Source organism: Singulisphaera photorubra (assembly GCF_045290345.1).
Classification (GTDB): domain Bacteria; phylum Planctomycetota; class Planctomycetia; order Isosphaerales; family Isosphaeraceae; genus Singulisphaera.
The window spans coordinates 5,719,152-5,743,798 of the sequence record NZ_CP155447.1 but is presented as its reverse complement, the minus strand read 5'-3'; the positions used below and the strand labels follow the sequence as shown (position 1 = coordinate 5,743,798).

General features: G+C 61.2%; 16 protein-coding genes and 1 pseudogene. 6 read left to right on the top strand and 11 right to left on the bottom strand.

Features of this window, described 5'->3' with window-relative positions; translation table 11 throughout:
- Positions 1-210: 210 nt before the first annotated feature.
- The gene (locus tag V5E97_RS21665) at positions 211-573 is read right to left on the bottom strand and encodes a hypothetical protein (protein WP_406693613.1); all 363 of its coding nucleotides are present in this window, start codon (positions 571-573) and stop codon (positions 211-213) included.
- A 674-nt stretch (positions 574-1,247) separates the two neighbouring features.
- Between V5E97_RS21665 and V5E97_RS21660 the strand changes: the two genes are divergently transcribed.
- The 3 genes from V5E97_RS21660 to V5E97_RS21650 all read left to right on the top strand — a co-directional run bounded on the left by V5E97_RS21660 (position 1,248) and on the right by V5E97_RS21650 (position 4,628).
- Positions 1,248-1,850: a sigma-70 family RNA polymerase sigma factor gene (locus V5E97_RS21660; protein WP_406693612.1), complete on the top strand. Its 603-nt coding sequence runs from the start codon at positions 1,248-1,250 to the stop codon at positions 1,848-1,850.
- Entirely contained in the window at positions 1,847-3,481 is a 1,635-nt protein-coding gene (locus V5E97_RS21655; protein ID WP_406693611.1) for a serine/threonine-protein kinase, read from the top strand. Before V5E97_RS21660 ends, V5E97_RS21655 begins: the two co-directional genes overlap by 4 nt.
- Before the next feature lie 259 nt (positions 3,482-3,740).
- Positions 3,741-4,628, top strand: a complete 888-nt coding sequence (locus V5E97_RS21650) for an ATP-binding response regulator (RefSeq protein WP_406693610.1) — start codon at positions 3,741-3,743, stop codon at positions 4,626-4,628.
- A 255-nt stretch (positions 4,629-4,883) separates the two neighbouring features.
- Here the strand turns inward: V5E97_RS21650 and V5E97_RS21645 are convergent, their stop codons facing one another.
- The 7 genes from V5E97_RS21645 to V5E97_RS21615 all read right to left on the bottom strand — a co-directional run bounded on the left by V5E97_RS21645 (position 4,884) and on the right by V5E97_RS21615 (position 12,353).
- Positions 4,884-5,399 carry a hypothetical protein gene (locus V5E97_RS21645; protein ID WP_406693609.1) on the bottom strand — a complete coding sequence of 172 codons (516 nt, stop codon included), beginning with the start codon at positions 5,397-5,399 and terminating at the stop codon, positions 4,884-4,886.
- A gap of 123 nt (positions 5,400-5,522) precedes the next feature.
- On the bottom strand, positions 5,523-6,095 hold the full coding sequence (locus V5E97_RS21640; protein WP_406693608.1) for a tetratricopeptide repeat protein: 573 nt from the start codon (positions 6,093-6,095) through the stop codon (positions 5,523-5,525).
- Positions 6,096-6,862: 767 nt separating this feature from the next.
- On the bottom strand, positions 6,863-7,885 hold the full coding sequence (locus V5E97_RS21635) for a redoxin domain-containing protein (protein WP_406693607.1): 1,023 nt from the start codon (positions 7,883-7,885) through the stop codon (positions 6,863-6,865).
- The gene (locus V5E97_RS21630; RefSeq protein WP_406693606.1) at positions 7,882-9,285 is read right to left on the bottom strand and encodes a sialidase family protein; all 1,404 of its coding nucleotides are present in this window, start codon (positions 9,283-9,285) and stop codon (positions 7,882-7,884) included. Before V5E97_RS21630 ends, V5E97_RS21635 begins: the two co-directional genes overlap by 4 nt.
- Before the next feature lie 58 nt (positions 9,286-9,343).
- A complete protein-coding gene (locus V5E97_RS21625; RefSeq protein ID WP_406693605.1) occupies positions 9,344-10,315 on the bottom strand; it encodes a DUF1559 family PulG-like putative transporter in 972 nt (323 codons plus the stop codon).
- A 167-nt stretch (positions 10,316-10,482) separates the two neighbouring features.
- Positions 10,483-10,986, bottom strand: coding sequence for a hypothetical protein (locus V5E97_RS21620; RefSeq protein WP_406693604.1), 504 nt, complete (start codon positions 10,984-10,986; stop codon positions 10,483-10,485).
- A 149-nt stretch (positions 10,987-11,135) separates the two neighbouring features.
- Entirely contained in the window at positions 11,136-12,353 is a 1,218-nt protein-coding gene (locus tag V5E97_RS21615; protein ID WP_406693603.1) for a hypothetical protein, read from the bottom strand.
- 141 nt (positions 12,354-12,494) lie between these two features.
- On the opposite strand from V5E97_RS21615, the gene V5E97_RS21610 reads away from it, so the two are divergent.
- The 3 genes from V5E97_RS21610 to V5E97_RS21600 all read left to right on the top strand — a co-directional run bounded on the left by V5E97_RS21610 (position 12,495) and on the right by V5E97_RS21600 (position 19,306).
- Positions 12,495-14,084, top strand: a complete 1,590-nt coding sequence (locus V5E97_RS21610) for a DUF1549 domain-containing protein (protein ID WP_406693602.1) — start codon at positions 12,495-12,497, stop codon at positions 14,082-14,084.
- A gap of 275 nt (positions 14,085-14,359) precedes the next feature.
- Positions 14,360-15,880 carry a neutral/alkaline non-lysosomal ceramidase N-terminal domain-containing protein gene (locus V5E97_RS21605; RefSeq protein ID WP_406693601.1) on the top strand — a complete coding sequence of 507 codons (1,521 nt, stop codon included), beginning with the start codon at positions 14,360-14,362 and terminating at the stop codon, positions 15,878-15,880.
- Positions 15,881-16,540: 660 nt separating this feature from the next.
- Positions 16,541-19,306 carry a DUF4394 domain-containing protein gene (locus tag V5E97_RS21600; RefSeq protein ID WP_406693600.1) on the top strand — a complete coding sequence of 922 codons (2,766 nt, stop codon included), beginning with the start codon at positions 16,541-16,543 and terminating at the stop codon, positions 19,304-19,306.
- A 219-nt stretch (positions 19,307-19,525) separates the two neighbouring features.
- Here V5E97_RS21600 and V5E97_RS21595 read toward each other — a convergent pair whose 3' ends face one another.
- The 3 genes and pseudogenes from V5E97_RS21595 to V5E97_RS21585 all read right to left on the bottom strand — a co-directional run.
- Positions 19,526-20,653, bottom strand: coding sequence for an ROK family transcriptional regulator (locus V5E97_RS21595; RefSeq protein ID WP_406701195.1), 1,128 nt, complete (start codon positions 20,651-20,653; stop codon positions 19,526-19,528).
- Between the two features lie 72 nt (positions 20,654-20,725).
- Positions 20,726-22,183 carry a DUF1501 domain-containing protein gene (locus V5E97_RS21590; RefSeq protein ID WP_406701194.1) on the bottom strand — a complete coding sequence of 486 codons (1,458 nt, stop codon included), beginning with the start codon at positions 22,181-22,183 and terminating at the stop codon, positions 20,726-20,728.
- A 198-nt stretch (positions 22,184-22,381) separates the two neighbouring features.
- A pseudogene (locus V5E97_RS21585) lies at positions 22,382-24,319 on the bottom strand (PSD1 and planctomycete cytochrome C domain-containing protein); the annotation flags it as partial.
- Between the last annotated feature and the right edge of the window lie 328 nt (positions 24,320-24,647).

The following is a 24,647-nucleotide window of genomic DNA, read 5'->3' as shown; positions in this document are numbered from 1 at the left end:
GCTGACGGCGCCCTCCAGCCCCACCAGCCGCGGTCGACCCGCAAGGGCGCCCGCCTTTTCTTCGGCCGATGTGAGCCGGGGAACGAGGGAAATCGAAGTGCCCCGGCCTTCTTCAGAGCCTGGCGCGGGTGGACGCACGCCACTCCGAGTCAGCGGCCGAAACGAGGCCGCTCCGATTTCGATCCCGCCTCGTTCCGCGAGAGGCCTGGATCACTGGAATCGGAAGGCCCCGGCCTGGACTCCTGCCCGGACGTAGACGATGAGGGTTGCCTGCATCTCTTGGGTCATGACTGCGCCCGAGCCATCTCGGACCCCGGTGTAGATGGTCTGGTTCTCCTGCCAGATGGGAAGTAGCTGGGCGCGACCGAACGGGATCCGAGAGGAGAGTTGGGTGACTCGGGCGTTGAACTGAGCGGCATTTTGCGTCTTGGAGTAGGTGCCCGCCGCCTGCTTAAGTTGTTGCATGACGCTATTGAACGTATTCTGTGTCAACACCGGCACGAACGAAGAAGGTGCGGCCTTGTCCTCCAGGGACTCGACCTGAAGCCTACAGGCGCGTCGCGGCTTTCTCATTGTTTTCGTCCTTTCGTCCTGGGCCCACTCGTTCGCAGATGAGGAGTTGCCAAGGAGGACGAGGGGCCGATCGATCCTTCCCGATCGAGTCTCGCGGTTCGAGCTTGGGTTAACCTCTCCCCCGACGATTCACACGGCTGACAGGCTTTTTTGGGGGGCTGTCTCCGTTCGTGACGCCGTTCTCGCGGTGCCAGGATATTCCGGCCGCCTCTTGGCGCTACGATCTCACCCTCGACGAGGTGTTCCTCCTAATAAGGAAGGACGTAATCGCAGGAAAAACAAGCCGGAAATTGTTGTTTTTCAATTGAAATATCCAGATGTGTAAAAAACGTAACAAAATAGGTATTCTTGACAATCGGGAATGGTATCGATTATTTGTTGTTATGCGGCCGTTCGCGAAATCGGCGAAAAATCACGGATGAGCACCCATGCTGGAGCAAACCTGGGAGACGTTTACGTTGGTGCGTGGGTGTTTGTGTGTGGCTGGCGGGGTCGTGGTACGATCCACACGGGAGAGTACCAGATTGCCCCGTGCCTGAAATTGTGATGCAATGACGAGGAAATTCCTGCCCCTTGAACGAATGGAGATTTGGTAAAGGAAAAAGCTTCGATAGATACGAATTCACTTGATGGTCTGTCGAGTTTCGGTTCTCGGAATGAGCGGAGGCTCGCCAATGAACATCCGTGATGCTGCGGCCCTTGGCCGTTACCTCGAGTTAGCCCGAGGCGGCGACGTCGCGGCGCGTGGGCTGTTGCTGGAGCACTACCGCGATTATCTCCGACTGATGGGCCGCTCCCTGATCGGCCAGACATTGCGGACGCAGCTCGATCCGTCTGACGTCGTGCAGGAAACGTTTCTCAAGGCGCATCGGGAATTCGCGCGCTTCCTCGGTGAGGGGGAGCCGGAGCTGGTCGCCTGGCTTCGTCGCATTCTGATTCACACCTTGATCGATCAGTCCAGGTATCACAGGTCGCAGGCTCGTAACCCTCGACGCCAGGAGTCGCTCGAACGAGCGAACCTGGACGTGCGACACCCCTTGGCGGACGCGGGCCCTTCTCCCATCGCCATTGCCATGAACCACGAGCGATCGGTCCTGATCGCCGAGGCGCTCGAGCAACTGCCGAAGGCTTACCGCGAAGTCTTCGTCCTCCGCAATGTGGAGCAGGTTCCAATCGAGGAGATCGCGGCCCGGATGGGGCGGTCGACCAACGCTGTTCGCAAGCTTTGGACCCGGGCGATGCTGACGCTCCGGCAGGCATTGGAGGGATTCCGATGAGCCACAACGAGTTGCCGCCAAGTCTTTCCATGGATGTCGAGGCTGAGGCTGATGGTGAGGTCGATGCCGATGTCGCCCGGGTCCTCGAGCCTTTTCTGGCTGCGTTAGAGGCGGGCCGTCAGGTCGACCCGGCGCGACTGTTGGCAGAGAACGCGGCGATTGCCGATCGGTTGAGGGCCTGTCTGGATGTCCTGCAGATCGCCTTGGGGGATGCCGACTCGCCCCCCGCTTCCGGAGGCACTTGCACGCCCCCTTTTTCCGACGCGGAGTGGGACGAAAGCCTTGGCTCGCTCCTATTCGAACGGAACCGGCTGGGGTCTCGACTGGGCGATTACGAGTTGCTGGGTGAGATCGCACGGGGTGGCATGGGCGTGGTCTACCGCGCCCGGCAGCGGAGCCTCCATCGTCTGGTCGCGCTCAAAACGATCGACTCCGGCGCCTGGGGCTCGGCCAAGAACTTGCAGCGGTTCCGGATCGAGGCCGAGACGATGGCGCTGCTCGATCATCCGCACATCGTCCCGATCTACGAGGTTGGGGAGTTCGAGGAAACGTGCTATTTCAGTATGCGTTTGCTCGACGGAGGGAGCCTGGCCGAGCACCTGACTCGCTATGCCGCCGATCCACGCGCCGCGGCGATTCTGATGGCTCAGGTCGCGCGTGCCGTTCATTATGCGCATCAGCGCGGGATTCTCCACCGAGACCTGAAGCCGTCGAATATCCTGCTCGATTCCGAGGGGAGGCCTCAGATCGCCGATTTCGGTCTGGCGAAGCGGTTCGGCGTCGAGGCCGACGTGACGATTTCGGGGATGGTCATCGGGACTCCGGCCTACATGGCTCCGGAGCAGGCAGAGGGGCATCGTGCGGAAGTGACCGTCGCGAGCGACGTCTATGGGCTCGGAGCCGTCTTCTATGCCATGTTCACCGAGAAGCCTCCGATCCAGGGCGAGTCCCTTTCGGAAATCCTCCTGCGGCTTCGTGAGCAACTTCCGGTTCCGCCCCGGAGGCTGAATCAGCGGGTCGACCGGGCCCTGGAGGCGATTTGCCTGAAGTGTCTCGAGAAAGAGCCGAGGCGTCGGTATGGTTCGGCCGAGGCCTTCGCGGATGATCTGGAACGTTATCTCGACGGCCAACCGATCCAGGCCCGGCAGTACGGGCTGTTCCAGGCCGTACTCTTTCGAGCTCGTTCCCCACAACAGATCCGTCTCGCGGGGCTCTTCGCGGTGGGTCTCGGCCTGGCGATGCTGGCCCGAGCGTCGAGCGGTTTCGCCCTGCTCGGCTTTGGCCTGATCACAGTCGAAAATCCTCGCCAACTCATGTTTCACCTCGCTCGGTGCATTGTCGGGTTTGGCATGCCGCTGATCGGGATCGGCTTGTCCGCGCTCCGGAACAAAGCCTGGTCACTCTGGGCCGGTCTTTTGCTCTCGATGTCGACTCTCTTTCTCCTGTCCGGCCACCTTCTCGGCATTCTGCCGATCGATACGGGGGGCTTGAACGATAATGCCAGCCCCTCGCTGCGGTTCGGGGCCGACGCCCTGCTCATCATCCTTTCCCTGATGCTTCTGTCGTCCTTTCTGCTCGCCCTTTTGGCTTGGTACTCGACCTTGGGGCCGCGGCCCCCCGCTTCCCCTTAAGTAACCCGGACATGTCCGTACTTTGTGGCACACCCTGGTCTGTGGTTGCCGCGTGGGAGGGATTCCGATTCGTGAGGAGGCCGACTCAGTCGGGTTGACCGTTCCCCGGCCGTTGAGAAAGTCCGTTCCCGGTCGCCACTGCGGCTGACCTGTTCTAGACTAAAGACAGTCTTGAAGGGTTGGGTTGACGGCGAGGGGTGACGCGGGTTGCCCCTGGACCCTCGCCCAATGTCGCCCGCTTGGTCTCTGGGAGTTTCGCATGGCACGGATCCTCGTCGCAGAGGACAGCCCGACGCAGGCGCTGGCCCTCCGCCGCATGCTGGAAGCGGCTGGTCATGGCGTTGCGATCGCCAAGAATGGGCGTGAGGCGATCGCGGCGCTCAAGCACGGGGCCACCGACCTCGTGCTGACTGACCTCCAGATGCCCGAGATGGACGGACTGGAACTGGTGCAGGCGGTCCGCCTCAGCTATCCGCTCATCCCGGTGATTTTGATGAGTGCTCATGGCAGCGAGGAGATCGCGGCCGAGGCCCTGCAGCGGGGAGCCGCCAGCTACGTTCCCAAGCGTCGCATGGCGCGAGACATGATCCAGACCGTCGGAAACATCCTGGAACTTACGAGCCAGGAAAAGGTCGAGCGGAGGCAGCCCGGCTGCTGGGACCGGACAGAATCGCACTACATCCTCGAAAACGATGTCACGCTCATACCGGGCCTGGTCGCCCATCTCGCCGAGAATGCCGCGAGAAAGCGGCTCTGCGACGGGACCGGGATGATCCGGGTGAACGTCGCGCTGAGCGAGGCCTTGAGCAACGCGATCCTCCATGGCAACCTCGAACTCGACTCATCCCTCCGCGAGGATGACGAAGCGACCTATTACGGACTCGCCAGGAGCCGACGACCTGTTTCACCGTACTGCGAGCGCAGGGTGAATGTGACTGAGCGTGAAACCGCCGAGGGAGTCGCCTACGTCATTCGCGATGATGGGCCCGGGTACGACCCGGGCGCACTCCCCGATCCGAACGATCCCGCCAATCTCGAGCGAGCCAGCGGGCGCGGGCTGCTCTTGATCCGGACCTTCATGGACGAGGTTTCGCATAACCCACGCGGTAACGAGATCACGATGTTCAAGCGTCGTGAGTCGTTGTAACGCAGATTTCTCGGCCTGGGCGATTGCTCCTCGCCCGTCTCCAAGACGCTGGTCAAAAAAAGGCGGTCAGGCCGTGCCCACCCGGCAAGAGTCCATCTCAGACAGGTTCTCGGACCTGACGCTGGCCATGGGATGGCTCTCGGAATTCGGGGGGGAGGGGAGGATAATTCCGAAGCCTCGGCGGGCAATCACGAAGTCCGACGATCACTGGCCGCTGGGGATGACGCGGACTTGAGAGTCGGTCCGCGGCCCCCCTCACGATTCAGCCAGGCTCCGGACTTGACCGTATTGGATGAGACCGTACACGCCCTTGCAAAATATGGCGAAACCGAAAAGCACCAACCCATAAGTGATGGTGTATTCGCCGCCCTGAGGTTTGTTCGCGGCCGACACGTAGCTCCCGACAGTCAGTACGACGCCTCCCACTGCGCAGACCAAGCCGACGAGAGTATCCCGGATCGCGCGATTCCTGATCGACAGGATCGCCTCGGGACCCGAGGCGACGATCGTCCGGTTGATCAGGGCCTTGATCTCGCGGAGACCATCCTTGGGAACCGCGAAGTGAAAGATCGAGCTCTCCAGTTGGATCCCGAAGTGCTTGACGTTTTCCGAAAAGCTCGGCATTTGGAAGCGACCCACCGCCTCTTCAGGGGTGAACTCCGCGACCGGAGCTCCCGAGGCGTCTCGGACGACGACCCTTTCGCGATCCAGGTCGAGCGACCACAATTCGCCCTTGTGATCCCGATCGACGCATGAGAGTTGCACAGCCATTTTGATGTCTCTCAAGGAGGAGTTGAACGCCCGGCTCCCAAGTCCGGCGGCCCCGGCCACTGAACGAAGACCCGGCCAGCGTGGGCAGTGCAGTCTGGGAGCGTTGCGGCGACGGTCGACTTATCAGGCAAGGCCGGCGGCGACCATCCGCGACTTGGCGAATTCGTATTTGTCAGCCAGTTCGCTCCGAAATTTCGCAGCGTTCATCTTTTGAATCTGGGCGGCGGTCGTCTTGAGAAACTCGTAGAGCTTGGTGACTTCGTGGGCCCGGCCGTTCTCCGCCATCAAACCGCAATAGAGGCAGTACACCTCGAAATCTTCGTGCGCCTTTTTGTGAGCCTCCTCGGCGATCGGCAAGGCCTCCTCAACGCGATTGAGCTGGACGAGCGCCCAACCGAGCGAGTTGAGAGTTCCGGCCGTTCGCTTGCCCATTTCGACGGCCTGCCGGAGTTCGCCCTCTGCCTCCTGCGGCCGGCCAGCGAGGAGATAGACTTGGCCGAGCGTCGCGCGGGTGCCCGCCGACTCTCCCTTCCGGAGAAGGTCCTGGAGATCGGCTTCGGCCCCCGCAACGTCTCCCCGCTTCGCCTTCTTCAAGGCGCGTTGCGTAGGACTGAGCAGTTGGTAGATCGTCATGCTGACGAAGATGATCAAGCCAACTGCGATGGCGATCACGAAGAAAACTTGCCGCGTGGTCATCGTTCCCCCCCCGGGAGTATGGGATCCTTAGCAACGTTGCGATGTTGGTGGATCGCCTCAGAATTCATCAATGAACATGAAACTGGTAGAACCACAAGGCCGACACACATGCGCACACATGACAATCTCAAGGCGATGATTCTCGGTCCGCATTTCCTAGGACCGTTCATCGATGAGTCATGTCGGTTGAGCTTTGCATGAGTGTCAGCCGCTACAGCCGTTTGCTTGCGGGGGGGGGACGCATGGAAATGATGGGAACGGGTATCGGCCCTCTCGAACTCGGATCTCTCGGGACTCAAGGAGTCAGAGGACTTCTTTTGTGGCTCGGACAACAATTTGGCCTGGCCATTTTTCCTCTGCTTGTCTGCAATACGACCGATAACCGCTGTAATACAATACATCGGTTATCATCGATTTTAAGCCCTCAAATGTTATAAAAATCGCTGGGGCGATGACGGATGTCAAGGCTGTAATGGAAAATCGAGATGATGAGATGAGGTTTCAAGAGTGAGAGTGCACGGCCACCCTTGCCGGAGGCTCGGAAGAATGGCGTCAGGAGCTCAAGTACGTTCCGCCGCTGCTCAGGACAGGTCGATGTGAAGTTCAGCATCTGCTGGCGCTCAATCGGTGGCCTTACTCCCTCGTCATTCCGCCGGGAGATTTCCGCAACGGCAAGGCGTAGCACTCGCCCAGCCGCGCGGCTTGTCGGCCCAATCCTCCCGCACCCAGGGGAGCAGTCGAGTATCAACGCCAACGAGTGGAATCGGCTACTCCGAGTTGGCCGATCGGGACGTGACGGTCCGAAGGAGCTCGCGAACGGCCTCGGTCGACCAGTCTTTGCACCCTTGTGCCCGTCCGATTTGACGGCCTTCGGAATCGATCAGCACAGCGTAGGGAATCGACTGCACGTCGTATTGGATCCGAGCCAGGCCGGTCCGATCCACGAGTAAGGGGAGTTGCCTGGTGCGCGTTCGCTCTACTTCGCGCACGAGGGCATCGTCGGCCTCGTCGATGCAAATCGGGAGTACGGCAAGTGGGGCGTGGGCAAACTCACTTGCGAGCCGATCCAAGGAGGGGAGTTCTTCCATGCAAGGGGCGCAGGTGGTTCCCCAGAAGACGAGAAGGATCGCTTTCCCTTGCTCCTGATCGAGGGTCCGCTTACGGCCGTCGAGTCCTTCGAAGGTCAGTGGTGATGCGGCGATCGCGGGCTCGATCGGTTCGAACCCTGCCTGACGCAAGAGGGTCGTTGGGGTGTCGCTTACCTTGATTTCCCGCGGCGGAGCGCCGAGCGATCGCACGTAGTCGACAACCGCGTCGAGCTCTTGTGAGGAGAGGAGATGGCTCCAACCGGTCATCGCGGTGCCGGGAATCCCTTGGAGGATCACTGTGCGGATGGCTTCGGTGGTTTCTCCGTGCGTCCAGGGGCGGGCGGCAAAATCGCGAGGGGGAGGACGAAGCACCGCGGCGTCGGGACCATCGCCCCGTCCCTCGGGGCCGTGGCAACGAGTGCAGTGAACCTGGTACGTCAGCCTCCCTTTTTTGAAGAGCACGCTTTTCTGATCGGGAGGCGGGACCACGTTCGCGACCGGAGCGCTCTCAGGGGCAGGCGAAGGGGGCTCCATCCCCCCTCGAATCGACCAAGCCAACCCTGCTGAGAGGATCATCATCCCCAGGCCGAGGGCCGTCCACGCCAGGAATCGAGCGACCGAACCGGAGGGGGAGGTTCGCTGAGCCCCGCGTGTGTCGACTTCGCCGGTCTGGGCGAGTCCCTCAGGCGATGATGGGTTCATCGGCGGTTAGGCTCCGTGGGAGGGAGCCGGACCAGGACGACCTGCTTGCCCTCGGTGTCGAGTTCATTCCAGGCGACGAAGACGTCGCCCGTCGGGCCGACGGCAATCGCCGGGTTGAGCTGAAACGCACCGGCGTGTGGCGCGAGCGCCCGGGCGGTTCCGAATTCGCCGTTCGCCTTGGAGATCGCGTACATGATCGCCCGGCCTCCGCCTGACAAGGTCGCGTTATGGGAATGCGAGGCCCCACCGTGTCCGCCTTCGGCCGTGGGGGCGGGGTCGAGACTCTCGTCCCAGACGGCGTGCAAGGTCCCCGACGAGTCGGCGAGAAGCTTGGGGTGACCTTGTGCCCCCTTCGATTCTTGGCTCAACTCGCGGGCTGAGAAGTTCAGCGACGGGAGTTCAGAGCTGGCGGCGTACACCCGGTTTTTGCCCGTATGGGCATCCATCCAGAGCAAGTGAAGCCGATCGCCGCTCAAGGCCAGGGAGGGACCATCGTGGGGGCAGCCTTCGAACTTCCAGTGTCCCGGGGTGACTGCGATCGGGGGACTGAATGTGACCTTTTCGCCAGATTCGGATTGGGCAATGTAGATGTCGCGATGCCCCGAGTCATTGTTGCGGAAGGCGACGAAAGTGGATCCTTGCGGCGAACGCGCAGTCGAGAGGTCACAGCAGGGGCAGATGCCTTTCCCGTCGGGGCCGGCGAAAACAAGTTCCTCGGTTCCGAACCCGTTCGCCCCTTTGGTCCCGAGGGAGAAGAACGGTTGTTGCCCTTGGCTCCGGCCGTCGAGCCAGGAAGCGGAGAGCGTCCCGTCGGCTCCGGCCGAGAGTGAGGTAAAACCAGGGCGCACGGCCTTGTCGCCGTGAACGCTGACCGGTTCCGCGAACGACGTGCCACCATCGGTCGAGCGGGCGACCAGGTAACGGACGTCGGGGCCGCCATTGATGGCTTCGACCCAACCGAGCCAGATCGATCCGGCGCTCGCCGTGAGTCGAGGCAGGACGTGGGTTGAGAAGGCCATCGTCTTGCCGGGCGACTTCGACTGGAACTTATAGATCGGCACTTTGCGCCAGGGGACGGGCGGGGCGAAGTTCGTCCCACCGTCGGAGGAACGGAGCAGATAAATTGTGCGCTCGAGGTCGCCGGTCTGCGAGGCCCAGGCGACGACGACGTGGCCCTTGTCGTCGACCGCGAGGGCCGGAGTCTCGCGATCGGCCTGGATATCTTCGGGCCGCAGGACGTAGCGACGCTCGACCTCGACCGGACGCGCGGAATTTTTTTGGGCCGTTTCGATCGCCGATGGGTTCAGCGCGGTTCGAGCCCGCGAGCCGAAGGCCAGCCACCCCATGGCGAAACCGCCGGCCGCCATCAGGGCCACGGCCAGAACGATCGACTTGGTCATGATCGACTCCGATGCGTGTACAGGTGCAGGTGCGAATGTTGAGGGTGTCGGCTTGGACTCAATAGTCCGAGCTCGAGACGACCTCGCCGCCGCCGCGGGTCGCGATCGCACGCCATGATGTTGTGTTCACGCTGTCCTTGAGGAACTGAACGTGCCCGTCACAGAAGAGGGTGTTGACCCCTCCCGAATGCAGGCTGCGGGCGGCCGTCAGGGCGGCGGCCCGGCCCGAGTTCGTGCAGTCGGGAATGCGACTGTTCGGCGTGTTGAAGTGGTTATAGGCGGCCATCACAAAGCTTCCGCGTGCCCATTCGCGGCCACGATCCCCGGTCCACTGGCTCGGCGCAAGGCAGGCCGTGGGGGAGAGCGGAGCGGAGCTCGTCAGAAATTCGGCGAACTGGCGGGTCGGGTCCTCGGGCACGGCGCCTGTGTTGTTCCGGCCTGACCCCTTGACGGTCTCGCCGAAGGCGACCGTATTGCTCAGTCCGTCAGTGATGTCAGCCATCCGGATGCAGCTCGTGTCATAGAAGACGCCGTCGGGAACCGGGAACCCGGAGACGACCTTGAAGCTGCCACCGTTGGTCGTCCCGGTCCCCGCGCAACCCACGTAGTTGGTCGCGCCAAAGTCCGGGCTGATTCGCTCGATCCCATCGCTCGGGCAAAGGAAGATCTTGAGGGCCGTCGAGACAACGGAGGTGTTCGGCGCGTTGGTCAGGCCCCCTGATGCGCTGAGATCGACCGACGGGAAGCTGAAGTTGAGGGCGTTGTACTGGTCCGTCCCTTCCATCGTGGTCAAGAGCTGCGACAACGACGACCAGACGTTGGGATAATTGGTGCGTCCCGAAGGGAACGCCCCTTTGGAGCTTTCATAGTTATGCATCGCGATCCCGATCTGCTTCAGGTTGCTCACGCACTGGAGCCGCCGGGCCGCCTCGCGGGCAGCCTGGACCGCAGGCAGGAGCAGGGCGATCAGGACCGCGATGATCGCGATGACGACCAACAATTCGATCAGCGTAAAACCACGACGGCGCATGCGCGCACTCCGATCAGACCTGAAGGAGAGCCGGCGCGCATCGTCCACTGAGATGCACGCAGGCTGAAAGCCGGTTCCAGTTCACAAAAGATGACTGCACGATGACCCCGACCCGGCGATCACGTCGAAACGTTTCGCCCAGGCGGATCGATCTGAGTGGCTGGAGTTCAGGCAGAGAAAGGACCTTCAGGCGGATCGTCGAGACGAGAGGCGAGGAGGGCAGAGCGGAGTAAGTCCACGGGAAACGGGTGGATCTGAGCGGTCATGTTCGGCCGGAGAACCGTTCGATCCGTCAGGGAGACCGCCTTGCTCATGGTCAGGCCGGTCGCGGACGTGGGGAGTCCCTCACCACCGCCGCAGGGAGCCGCATTGAGGCAAGGTCCGGTGTTGTCCTGCACCTGGTCGGTTGTCGGCGGCTTCGAGATGGGTCGAGCTGGAGGACTCGGCTTCGATTCGGCCGGAGAACAGCAACACGAGGACAAGCCGCGGCACGACTTGCACTTGCACTGGTGGCCGTCAAGCAAGGCCGCGTGACTCGTATACTTTGCGGTGACGGTGCTGCCCGAAGTGGCCGTCCCCACGCCCCCGGTTAGCCCAAAAACCAGCAGGATCATCACGATCGTGTCGTGAGACCTGAGCCGGCTTCGGGTCGATCGAGGTCGAACTAACACGGCGATCGACCCTTTGCGGGCTAGGGCAGGTGAGTCGTCACGGATGACGTACGAACCAACATGCTCACGGGTCAGGAGGGATGTGTCAAGACTCTACCCACCACCACGGAGCGACTCGCCGCGGGGAATCGATGTTGTTGCTGGCGCTTTTACATGTTCAGAAAAGGAACAGGGAGCATAAAAGCGTGCTGCTCATACAGGCTCCAGATCCCTTGCCAGGCGGTATATTGTGTGAAGAAGACGATCAGGGCGTAGATCAGGCCCGTTGCGAACATGGCCAGGCGGCTCGTCCATCGAAAGAACCAGTGGCGGGGACGTTCGCGGCGTCCGGAGCGGGCGTAAGCCCAGCCGGTGATGGTTCGGGCCGGGAAAATGAATCCGAGAAAGACGAGGCTGGGGAGCCATGCGGTCTCGCGGGGAATCATCTCGATCTTGAGCAGGTAGAGCGGGATCGCAAATGTCAGCGTCAGGAAGGCCGCGACTGCGAACGCCCAGGGGGCGCGGCGGAACCGCGCACGCACCGCTCGGTATTCGAAGAGGGCGGCAAACCGGTTCTCGGCGGCGAACCGCATCTGGAGAAACGGGAGCACCAGCGACACGATCGCCAGTAAGAGCCCACCGAGGAACGCAGCCGGTGGGAATCGTCTGCCCAGGGCGATCAAAGTCACGGGGATCAGCAGCCAGGCCATCGTGCCGACAAACCCGAGGAGTCCGAGCCGGAAATAGTAGGGAAACCTCAAGGCAGTGACAAAATCCCAGACATCATCGCGAGCCGAGACGTAGATCCCACCCTGCCGCACTCTTCGGGCGAGCCAGAAGGGCGTTGTGAACGGCCAGAAAAAAAAGCGAAGCTTCCCGCCGCGCGCACAGGCCGTGATGAGATGGAGAACCATGAGCACGGTCAGGATGAACAGTCCCACACGCCAGCGCCGGGCGATCAGCCCTCCCGGATCGACGAGCTGCGCCGAGGCGGTCCACGAGGCGATGAGCTGAACTGGTAAGAGCATCAGCGAGCAGCCGATCACCATGCTTCCCAGGCGGGCCGCCCGGCGGACCCCGATCAGTGCGTCACGCAGTCGCCCGGAGCGGGCCACCCGCCCTCCCGACTCGAGCAAGTAGCCAAAGCTGAGCAATTGCAGGACGGGCGTGGCCGACAGGATGGCGAGGCCGATGACCAGCGCAAATCCGCCAAAAAGCCATTCGCTCGCGGAGCCGATCCCTATCCGAACGCGTCGGATCAGGCTCGCTTTGGGGAGCGTGGTCCCTAGGCAAACTGGATCCACCAGGGAGGGACAGCCGATTGAAGCGCTCTCCTCGACCCCAACGGTGGACTGACCCGGCATCGTCTGGATTAAAACGCTGTTCATGCCAAGAACTACAGCCGATTCCCGACCCAGGTTTCAGAAATCCCGAATCGGGGAACCGGGCCGGATTGCTGAAACGTTCCGGCCGGTCGGATGGTAACTCCTTACGAACAGAGTGGAGCAAGCGGGGGACCATTGATGGGGATGCGGAACCTACTATTCATTGGTCTGATACTCGGTGGAGCCGCCGCGCTTCGTGCGAATTTTTTTCCACCCAGGTCCCCCGCTCCTACGACGATCCGCACCCAGTCCGAGGTTCCGCCTGTCGTCTTGCCTCAGGTCGATCGTTGGTTTCGCCAACAATGGACCGAGGAAGGACTCGTGCCCGCCAAGCGAGCCGCCGAGTTGACAATCCTCCGGAGAATCGAACTGGCGTTGACCGGGGCGATTCCGTCACTCGAGGAGATTCGTCGCTTCGAAGCCCAACCGGCCGGTCGACGGCTGGAAGATCGGCTCGCCGGTCTGTTTCGCGACCGACGCACTTCCGACTATCTGGCCGAGCGGCTGGCACGGACCTACGTGGGGACCGAAGGGGGGCCATTCCTCGTCTATCGGCGCCGGCGGTTTCTTACCTGGCTGAGCGACCAGTTGCTGGCCAACCGTCCTTACGACCAGTTGATCCGCGAACTCATTGCCGCGAACGGGATCTGGACCGATCGGCCGGCCACGAACTTTATCACCGTCACTTATGACCCGGGAACGGAGCGCCCCGATGCCGAACGACTCGCCGGGCGGACGGCCCGCGCTTTTCTTGGCGTCCGGCTCGACTGCGCCCAGTGTCACGACCATCCCTTCCAACCCTGGAAGCAGAGCGACTTCCAAGGGCTGGCCGCATTCTTCGGCCAGGTCGGGTCCGGTTTGACCGGTATCCGCGATCGCTCGACCAAGTTCAAGGTCACCAGCCGCAAGACCGGCCAACTCGAAACGGTGGATCCGCACGTGCCGTTTCTCCCGGAGCTGCGCCCGGCCGACGGGACGCTCCGATCGCAACTGGCGCGCTGGGTCACCGATCCCAAGAACCCGAACTTCCCTCGAGCGACCGTGAACCGTGTCTGGGCGCTCCTGTTCGGCCGAGCGTTGGTGGAGCCGATCGACGACCTTCCCCCCGAGAGCGAGCTCCCGCCTGTCTTGATCGAACTGGCCAACGACTTCGTGGCCCACGGCTACGACTTGCAGCGGCTGATTCGACTGATCGTGGCCACCGAGGTCTTCCAGCTCGATAGCGCGGTGGAGGGGGACGTCAGCGCCTCGCAGGAACAGGGTTGGGCGGTTTTTCCGATCACCCGCCTTCGGCCCGAGCAGATCGTCGGCGGCGTGATTCAGGCCGGCTCGCTCGCCACGATCGACAGCGATTCGCCGATCCTGATCCGATTGGCCCGCTCCATCGGTGAACGCGACTTCGTGAGTCGTTACGGCGACACCGGTGAAGACGAGTTCGACGTGGGCTGCGGCACGATTCCCCAGCGTCTCTTGATGATGAACGGCGAGTTGGTCGAGGACAAAACGAAAGACACCCTCTTCAACGCCGCGCGGCGGGTCGGCTCCCTGGCGCCCACCGATCGTGCCTCGGTGGAGGTCGCGTACCTGACCGTGTTGACCCGGCGGCCAACTCCCGAAGAGTCGGCCCACTTCGAGACTCGGCTCGCGGGCACGCGTGGCGATGAGCGAAGCCAGCGCATGACCGATTTCTTCTGGGCCTTGCTCAATGCCACGGAATTCTCCTGGAACCATTGAGCATGCTCGGCCCCGAGTTGAGTGGGTTTGCTCGGGATAGAGCCGGCGCCACGCCGGCCTCCTTGTTTGGTCAGGAAGGATGAATTCCGGACCTCCGAAATCCGTTCTGGGCTAGGTGCTGGTCTGAGCCGACCGGTCCTCCTATGCTGGGGCATTCGACGGCCGTTGCGACTCGGTCACGATCGCAACAGCGGGGCCCGCCTTGTTGACGTTCCGCCACCGAGCATCCTCGCATCGGTCTGGCGGGTCGACCACCTTTGGAAAGGACCGATGAAATGAGTGGGATTGTATTGAGTGCCAGGGGCCGTCAGGCCCGAAGCCTGGCCCTGGGTTCCTTCTGCCTGATGCTCGCCACCCTCGTCACGGCTGGTCCTTCGCTGGGACAGTCACAAACCGCCGAGCGCGCCGCGGGGAAGCCGCTGTTTCGGGCCGGGGCGTTCGCCAGCAATATTACGCCACCACTCGGCGAGCTGATTGTCGGCAACTTTACGACGCCCCCGGCGACTCACATCCACGACGAACTGCACGCGCGGTGCCTGGTCCTTGATGATGGTAAGACGAGACTCGCCTTCGCGATTTGCGATAACGTGGGAATTCCCCGCGAGGTCTTCGACACCGCCAAGAAGATGGTCAATGAAACCACGGGAATTCCCGTGGATCATATTTTGATGGCGGCAACTCATACGCATTCCGGGACCGCCGCGCGAGGAAAGAACTCGGTTGTCGCCGATAAGGAACTCAGTGGTTATCAGCAGTTCCTCGCCCAGCGCATCGCCGATGGGATTCGTCAGGCGGTAAATAACCTGGCTCCCGCGCAGATCGGCTGGGGAGCGGTCGACGTTCCCACCCAGGTCTTCAATCGGCGCTGGCACATGAAGCCGGGCACTCCGAACCCGAACCCGTTTGGCGGTGAAGACAAAGTCAAGATGAACCCAGGGCGTGGCGCGTCGACCCTGCTCGAACCGGCGGGCCCGACCGATCCCCAAGTTTCGTTCCTCTCGCTCCGATCACCCGATGGTCGGCCGATTGCCTTGCTTGCGAACTACTCGCTTCACTACGTGGGCGGTGTCCCGATCGGTCACGTCTCGGCCGACTACTTCGCGCTCTTCGCGGACCGCATGCAGCAGCATTTCAAGGCGGACCGGCTCGATCCCCCCTTCGTGGGGATCATGTCGAACGGCACCAGCGGCGACGTCAACAACATCAACTTCCGCGAGAAGGGAGAGCCGAAAGCTCCCTATCAAAAGATGCGTGAAGTGGCCGACGAGGTCGCAGCCGCCGTGTTCAAGGGGCACCAGTCGATCGAATTCCGCGACTGGGTCGAACTTGACGCAGCCCAACGCGAGCTCACCTTGGGGGTCCGAAAGCCAACCGAGGCGCAGGTGGATTATGCGCGCCAGGTTCTCGCCAAGCCCGAAACCGCCAAGCCAACCGGCCCGCACGAACGGGCCTACGCCACCCGTGTCTTGCAACTGCACGAGTCACCGTCGGAGGTTCACGTGCTCTTGCAAACCTTCCGCCTAGGCGACCTTGGGATCGCTGCCATCCCGTTCGAGGTGTTCACTGAGAGCGGGCTCGAGATCAAGCAGAAGAGCCCCTTCAAACCGAGCTTTACCATCGAACTGGCCAACGGCTCCTACGGCTACCTGCCCACTCCTCGTCATCACGTGCTCGGCGGCTACGAGACCTGGATGGGAACGAACCGAGTCGAGGTCGAGGCCTCCGAGAAGATCGTGAAAACGCTGCTGGACCTGTTCGCGGGACTCAAGAACGAGGCGAGTTCCTCCGCTCGGTAAACGCGAGTTCGCGAAGCCAATCGGCCGGCCTTGCTGGGTGAGCATGGCTTGCCAGGTTTCGTCATTGAGGCCGGAGGGCCATCCACTCCGGCCAACCCGTTGGAAAAAAGAAACCTGGTGCGCCGTGCCCATCTTGCAAGAGGGGCCGGTCCACCATGTTTCTTTTTTTTTATTGAACGGATACGTCGAAATGTCGGGTGATCACAGTGCATTACGACAAGCATGGGGAGAACGACCTCGGGGTGATCCCGCACGCCTGTGGTTTGCTCTGGTATCGACGGCTTTACATGGTCAAGACAGTATGTTTGTATGTGCAAAGGGATGTGGAATGCCCCTTGGCGTGTCGTGATTGGGCGGCCAACTTTGTTCTTTTCGATGCTTGAGCCTTCCTTTTTTTATTTTTTTGCGAACCTCAATCCGATTGAAAGTGCGAAGCGGGCGGATGGCGATTGCTTTGCGGGCGTCTCATCCGTGGGTAGGGCAGTTCAGGTTATTCTCAAGACGGAGCTTCACAACATGTCCCTTCTCTCGTGCGCGCGGAGTCGTGCGAACAATCCGAAGAATGCGCGCCGGACGCGTCGTCGCTTGCCCCTAGGACAACTTGAACCCTGTGAAGACCGAACGCTCCTCGCTGCCATGTTTGGCGTGACGGCGTCCTCGATGTTGATTCGGTTCGACTCGATCTCATCATCGACGATTCTCAGTTCGACTCCCATCACGAATCTTGGACTCGATGAGAAGATCCAGGGGATCGATTTCCGACCGGCGAATCGTCAACTCTATGCACTGACGACGGATCATAACCAGACCGGTCGGCTCTATACGATTAATCCGACGACGGGGGTCGCCACGCTCGCCTCGACGATCAGCGTCCCGGTAACAGGGACGAGGTTTGGCATCGATTTCAATCCGGTTCCCGACCGGCTTCGGATCGTCAGTGACACCGCCCTAAATTTGCGGGTTGATGTGAGCACGGGGGTTGCGACTGTCGACGGTACACTTGCTTATCTCGCGGGTGACGTGAATTTCGGCCAAAACCCGAGCGTGGTCGGATCGGCCTATGCGAATAATTACTCGGGAGCCACGGCGACGACGCTGTACCAGATTGACACGAACCTCGACATCCTGGCGATCCAGGCTCCTCCTAATAATGGCACGCTCTCGACGGTGGGCTCGCTGGGGGTGGATGCATCGGCGGTCGTCGGCTTCGATATCCGCACGGTCTGGGACACGAACTCCGGATACGCGACGCTCGACGTGGGGGGCACGACTAGCCTTTACCAGATCGACTTGGCCACAGGGGCCGCGAGGTTGATCGGGTCGGTCGGTGCGCCGCTCACCGGGTTGGCAATCGTGTCCGAAGGTTTGATTTCGAAGGTGGACGGTTCGACCGCAACGTTCACCGGGAGCGCCGCCGACGATACCTTGGTGATCGATCAGGCGGGGGGCCTGCTGCGTCACAACCAGTTTGGCCACGGCGTACCTGGGTACGCGAGCGCGTTTGACTTTGACTCGGTTCTCCCCGGCGATCAGACACTGAGTTCCACGGACGCCGCAGTCTCGGTGGTCGTCAACGCGGGAGCCGGCAACGATAAGGTCTCGCTTGGCAGTGCCTCCACTCCGCTCAGTAGCCTTCCTACATCGTTCACAATCAACCTTCAAGAAGGCATCAATAACCAACTTCGACTCAACGATCGTGCCAGCGAAGTCGCCCGAAACATTACGGTCACACCTGGGCTCGTCACCGGTTTCGGTGCTCCCGTGATGTTTGATAGTGATTTTGGTGATCGGAATATTGCGGGGAATTTTACGTTCCTGAAAGTTGATGGCGGTAAGGGTAACGATGTTTTTAACCTGACCGAAGCATTCGGGCTCAGCAGATTTCGAACCATCTTCGACGGAGGCGGTGGCTTTGATGTTCTGAACGCTGACGCTCGCGGAGCTTCCGTGGCCGTGACGCTGACGAGTCTCCACTTCCTTCCGTTTCAGACTTACCAGGTGTTTGTCGACTATGTGGAAATCGCCCAGGCGAACGTTGTCAACGTGCGGAGTCGAAACCTTGATCCCGCGGTTGCCCCGCTCACCATCAGCGCCACTGCGGGAACCGAAGTCGCGGACACCATCGTGGCCCGATTCCACGACTACGATCCCGGTTCCAAGGCCGCGGATTACCAGGTAACGATCCAGTGGGGCGATGGAACCACGTCCGAGGGCCGTGTCGTTCAGGACGAGAACATCCCGCACCTCTTCTCCGTTCTCGGCAGCCATCGCTATTTGGTCACGGGCCAATTCACGGTCACGACGACGATCGTCGACCTGGGAGGTCAATCCACGATCGGTGGATATGGAAGTACGAATGACCCGGAACTCGATGACAACGGCCTGCCGATTTCAAGCGTCGACACGGCCTATTACTATATCTCGACGACGACGACATTCTTGCCAGGCGAGCCCATCTCCACGGCTGCTCAGGCTGTGGTCACGTCAGCGCCGTTCGTGGTGGTCGGTCGACTCGATGCCGCGAGCGATACCGGTCTTTCCAACCAGGATGGCATCACCAAGGACAACACGCCAACATTCTCGGGAACGTCTGCGCCTGGATCGGTGGTGAACCTCTTCCTCGGCACGGATCCAACCACTCGCCAGCTCATCGCCACGGCCATCGCCGACTCGAACGGTGTCTGGCAGGCGACTGTGATGATTCCGCTCGCCGATGGTGTCTACACGAATCTCGTGGCAGAAGCGACCGCCCTCGATGGCGAGACCCGAGCGACGAGCTCACTGCCCGGTCTCATGATCGATACGGTCGGTCCGCGCGTGACCAACCTGGCGTTCGCTCGCCTCAGCGGACGGATGAGTGTCACCTTACAGGATGATCGGAGCGGGCTCGCTCAAGCACGTTTCGCCGACCCCGCCAGCTATACATTCACTGGGAGGAGCGTGCTCGGTCCCCGCCGCAACGGACCATTCCGGATCACAGGCGTCACGATGAGTCCTCCGGGCGCTCCGACGGACCCTCAGGTCGTGAATCTTGCCATCAACAATGGCCGACAGATCCGAGGGGGCACGTTCAAATTCACGGCCCATTCGGGCGGAATCGAGGATCTGGCCGGCAACGCGCTCGATGGTGAATTTACCGGAAGTTTCCCCTCCGGCAACGCACAACCCGGAGGTGACTTCGCGGCCAGGCTTCGTTCCGTCCTCAGGGATGCTGGCACACCCACTCCCCTCGGAACGAGCGGGTCGCAGCCGCCTGGAGCGCTTGCCCAAAGGCGGTCAGCCAATCCTCTGAAGGGAGCGGCCGTCAGAACGAACGCCGCCAACGCCCATCCGGCTGGTCTCAACCCACTGGCTCGACTCGCGAATCGCCCGCAAGCCTTGATCGCGGTCGCGACCAGGGCATTGGGGCGAAAATTCGGGCGATAGGCCCGACTCGCCTACGGTGAATTGAAAGATCATTCTTTGCTTTGATATGGGATTGCTATCTGTAGTAAATACAGATGGCAATCCTTTTTTATTTGCTGCTTTATTCCGTTGTGGAGAACCCAACGATCGCGGCTGGCGTTTGCGGCGTGTACCGAGTCGCTCGACGGAGCGTGGAGCGAAGCCGGATGCAGGGCGATGCCGGCTGGCGGTTCCGATCGGCTACTCATCCAGAATCGGCCCGTGCGAATCGATGAGATGGTGAATCGCGCCCGCCACGGCCCCTTGTTGTTTACTCCATCGTGCTCGGAGAATTCGACAGTCGGCGAGTGAAGGGGCGAGGGCCCTGCGCCTGGTGAGTTCACAGACGGTCTCGAATAAGCCGTCCCGTACATCAAAGAGCCGACCATGTACGAAGAGGGTTGAGGGGTTCCAGAGGTTGATCGCCGCGGCGATGGCGATCGCGAGATATTCGCAGACCTTGTGAAGTTCACGTTCTGCAACTCTGTTGTCATCGCGGATCAAATGCTTCACGTCATCGAGGCTCACCGCGCGTCCGAGTTGTTCGGAAATTCCTCGGGTGAGAGCGGAGTCGGTGGCCATCGTTTCCAGGCATCCCCGATTGCCACAACCGCAAACCGGACCGTCCAGCGCAACGGTGACGTGGCCCAGTTCACCCGCCAGGCCGCTGTGGCCTTCCATCAAGCGTCCGTCCATGACCACGCCCACGCCGAGTCCCGTGCTGATTTCGAGCATGACGAAGTCATCGAGCGGCTCCGGGGCGCTATACATGCGCTCGCCGAGGCAGAGGGCCTGCGTCTCTTGGTACATCACGCAGTCGATGCCTAACCGCTGACTCAAGTCACGCGCGGGCGAATGCCCATCGGTCAAGTGCAGGTTGGGGGACAGCATCGCTCGGCCCGTGCGGCGATTGATGAGTCCGGGCGTGCTGATCCCCAGACCCAAAGTCTTGACCCCTTCACGCGATATGAAGATGGTCGCCAGGCCGGAAATCCGTTCGAGCAAGGCTTCGTAAGAGTCGGGCGTGGGGAATTCCACCCGCCCCGCTTCATGGATTGTGCCGTCGAGACCGGCCGAGACCATGGTGCAAAGGGAGGAGTCGAGAACCACCCCGATCACCTGCGCCCGGTCTCGAGCGAGTCTCATCAGAGTTCCCGGCCGACCGGGAGCCCCTTGGATCGAATCGCCTTCTTCCAACAAGCCCGATTCCAGCAGCACGCCGACCGCTTTCGCGACCGTCGGTGCGCTGATGCCCGAAATTCGGGTGAGGTTCGCACGGGTGCAGGGACCACGATCTCGAAGAACTTCCAACACCCTTCGGACGGTCATTCGACGCAAGAGTTGCGGCTGAATCATCGACGACATGACAGTAGTTACGCTCAAGACCCAGTGAAAGCCAATTCAGGCGATGATGTCACGGACAACCTGGCCAGCCACGTCGGTCAGCCGCTGGTCGCGACCTTCGTGGAAGTAGGTCAGCATTTCATGGTTCAAGCCCAGCAAGTGAAGGATCGTGGCGTGAATGTCATGAAGGTGAACTTTGTTCAAAACCGCTTCAAAACCGAAATCATCGGTTTCACCGTAGGCCACTCCGCCTTTGACGCCCCCGCCGGCCATCCACATAGAGAACCCATAAGGGTTGTGATTCCGCCCTTTTTCTCCTGGACCTTCGCTGAACGGCATCCGCCCGAACTCACCCCCCCAGACGACTAACGTGGTCTCCAGCAGGCCCCGCTGCTGCAGGTCGGTGAGGAGCGCGGCGATCGGTTGATCGACCTCCGCCGCATGTCGGGAATGGTTGGCCTCGATGTTCGTGTGCGCGTCCCAGGTATCATCGAGATGGCCGCCACCGGAGTAGAGCTGGACGAACCTGACTCCGCGTTCCACGAGGCGCCGCGCGACCAGGCAGTTGCGACCGAATTCATCAGTCGGTTGCTGGCCCACGCCGTACATCCGTTTCGTATTTTCGTTCTCTTGGGAGAGATCCACGGCTTCCGGAGCTTCCGCCTGCATCCGATACGCAAGCTCGTACGAGGCCGCGCGGGCGGCCAATTCGTGGCCCCCGGGACGAGCGTCAAGGTGTTCGTGATTCAGACGAGCGAGCAGGTCGAGCTGTTCCCGCTGTGGTTTTCCGTTGAGATAATCCGGCCCCCGCAAATCCAGGATCGGATTTCCAGTGGGACGAAAGAGGGTTCCCTGAAACCCCGCGGGCATAAAGCCGCTGGTCCAGTTGGGTTGGCCGCTGATCGGACCCCCACGTTTGTCGAGAATGACGACATAGCCCGGCATGTTTTGATTTTCATTTCCCAGCCCATAGACCGCCCAACTTCCCAGCGACGGTCGACCGATGAACGTCTTGCCTGTGTTCATCGCCACCAGGGCCGACCCATGAGCATGGCTATCGGTGTGGCACGATCGAATCACGGCCAGTTTGTCAGCGTGGTCCCGGACTCTTGGGAAATAGTCGGAAATCATCAGGCCGCTCTGGCCGCCGGGTCGGAATTTGCGAAAGGCAGGGGTCAGATAGCCCACCTTGCGTCCGCCGGAATTGATGAATTTCTTGTCGGCGGGGAGCGGTTTGCCCGCGTACTTTTCAAGGACGGGCTTATGGTCGAACGTATCCACCTGGCTCGGCCCTCCATTCATCATCAGAAAGATGACGTTGCGGGCCGTTCCGGGAAAGTGCCCCGGACGAGGAGCGAGCGAGTTCTTGTCGATCTCGGCCGCCGCTGTCGGTCGTGGAACGAAGCCGTCGAGCGCCAGCAAGCTTGCCAACGCGGTGCCGGCCAAACCACCACCCATTTCCCAAAGAAACTCGCGGCGCGATTGGCCGCACGGGTAGAGCCGTTGCTCGCTCATCGTCGGGCTCCTCCAGCGTTCGCATTCAATCGATAAAATGAATTCGTTGCTGTTAATCAAAACAAGACAGAGTGACGCGAGTGCAAGTTTGCCGGCGTCCGGGTTGGCACCAAATTGGAGCGTCTGCCGTTCCATGTGCTCAATCGCCGCCGCTATCTCCGTCGCGCTCGGAGACCGGGCCAGGACACGTCGCCATGCTCCTTCAATCCATGCCGTTCGATCTCGGCCCGCGGCAGCAAGCACGAGGTCAGCCACTCGCCGGCTCTGCTCGTGAACGAACGCCCCATTGAGCAACGCCAAGGCCTGGGGAGCGACGACGCTGATATCGCGTTCTCCGCAGGGCTGGGTCGTGTCGCAAAAGTCAAAGGTAGTCATGAGCGGATGGAGCAGGCTGCGTCGCGAATACATGTAGAGACTGCGTCGACCCTGTTCGCTCGCTGGAGAGGGCGCTGCGTGAATCTTGATGTTGGATAGGCCTTCGAGCGCTTCCGGATTGATGATCGGTTGGAAGCTTGGCCCACCGACTCGCAGGTCCAGTTGGCCGCTCACCGATAAGATCGCATCTCGAAGCGCTTCGGCGTCTTGCCTGCGGCGGAGCGCCCGCCAGACCAAGCGGTTGTCGGCGTCCTGCTTGGAGTAGGCCTCATGTTCGGGATGGACTGTGGACTGCTGGTAGGCCTGCGAGGTCATCATCAGGAAGTGAATTGGTTTTGACTTCCAACCACCCCGGACAAACTCGACTGCAAGCCAGTCGAGAAGCTCCGGGTGCGACGGCTTCTGGCCGGTGAACCCGAAATTATCCGACGAGCTCACCAGGCCATGGCCGAAGTGATGTTGCCAGAGTCGATTCACGTACACGCGAGGCGTCAGGGGGTTGGCCGGGTCGGTGATCCATTCCGCGAGCTGAAGCCGGCGCTGGGTTGTTTTTGCCTGAGCCGGTGGGGGGGCGAAGGGCTTGTCCAAGCTCGGAATCATCGAGAGGACGCCGGGCAGAACAACGGGGCCGGGGCGAGTCAGCTCGCCCTTGTGCAGCAGGTGGAACGCGGGAGGATCGCGTGACACATCGGTCCAGCCGAGCACGTCATAGCCTAACTCTTCGCGGCTCGGGCCGCCCAGAAGCTCGCCTTTTCGTGGCTCGATCGGGCCGGGCCAGAACGAGGCGGCAAGGCGGTAATAATCGGTCTGCGGGATCGGGTCGAACTTGTGATCGTGACAGCGAGCGCACTTGACCGTCATGCCCAGGAAGGCCGTACTCGTGACGTGAACAAGATCTTCAAGACGCTCGTACTTGTAGTCTTGTGGATCATTGGGCTCATCGTTCCAGGTGCCCAGACGCAAGAACCCGGTGGCGATGACCGTTTCTTCGTCACGGTCGGCGAGCTCGTCGCCCGCGAGCTGTTCCTGGACGAATCGATTGTACGGCTTGTCTTCATTGAAGGAGCGGACGACCCAATCGCGGTACTTCCAGGCCCCCGGTTTTTCTTGGTCACGCTCGTAGCCGCTGGTCTCGGCAAATCGGGAGAGATCCAGCCAGTAACGCCCCCAACGCTCGCCATATTGCGGTAAATCGAGAAGTTTTGTGATTAATTTCTCATAAGCCATGGGTGACTCGTCACGAACAAACTCATCGACTTCTCGAGCACTGGGGGGCAGACCGAGTAGGTCGAAGTAGGCGCGACGGATCAATTGTCGACGATCGGCTCGTGGAGCAGGGAGCAGTCCTTTCGCTTCCAACCTTGCAAGGATAAAGGCATCGATCGGATTCTTGGTCCAGTCCGCCCGTTTCGTGAGGGGTAAGCTCGGCCGTGCGAGCGGGTGGAGCGACCACCAATCTCGTCCCCCTCGGACGGCGGTTGTCTTTTCGTCGCGGTCGAGCTTTCGACCGGCCGGCCACGAGGCGCCGGCCGCGATCCAGGCACGTATGGTTTCAATTTCCGGTTGGGAAAGCTTTTGTGAGTGCCCCTGTCGCTTCGGTGGCATCTCACCATCCACCACACGCTCAAAGAGCAGGCTCTCCTCCGGTTTCCCCGCGACGATTGCCTCCCCACTCTCGCCACCACGCTTCAGGGCGTCGATTCCGGTCAGCACCAGGCCACCGACCGCACCGACCTCGTTATGGCATTCGAGGCAACGCATGATCAAAATCGGCGCGACCTGACGATCGAAATCCGGAGCCTCACTCGCGACCAATGTTCCACTGAGTGCGACCAGTCCGACAGCGACCCCTCCAATGGCTTGAAGCCAGCCCTGCACCCGGCCCATTCGCCCTGCAATTCGTCTCATGGATACGCTCCTGGAATATGCCGCACTCCCTGTGCAATGGCTCGCATCGTCATGCCTGGTGAAATCGGCTTGGCCGAAAGTCATGTGTGCTGGATTGCGCGAGATCGCCAAATAGTTAAGAAACCTTATTAACTAAAGGCGACGTTAAAAACGTTGGGTGGGAAAGTCAAGAGGCTGAAGG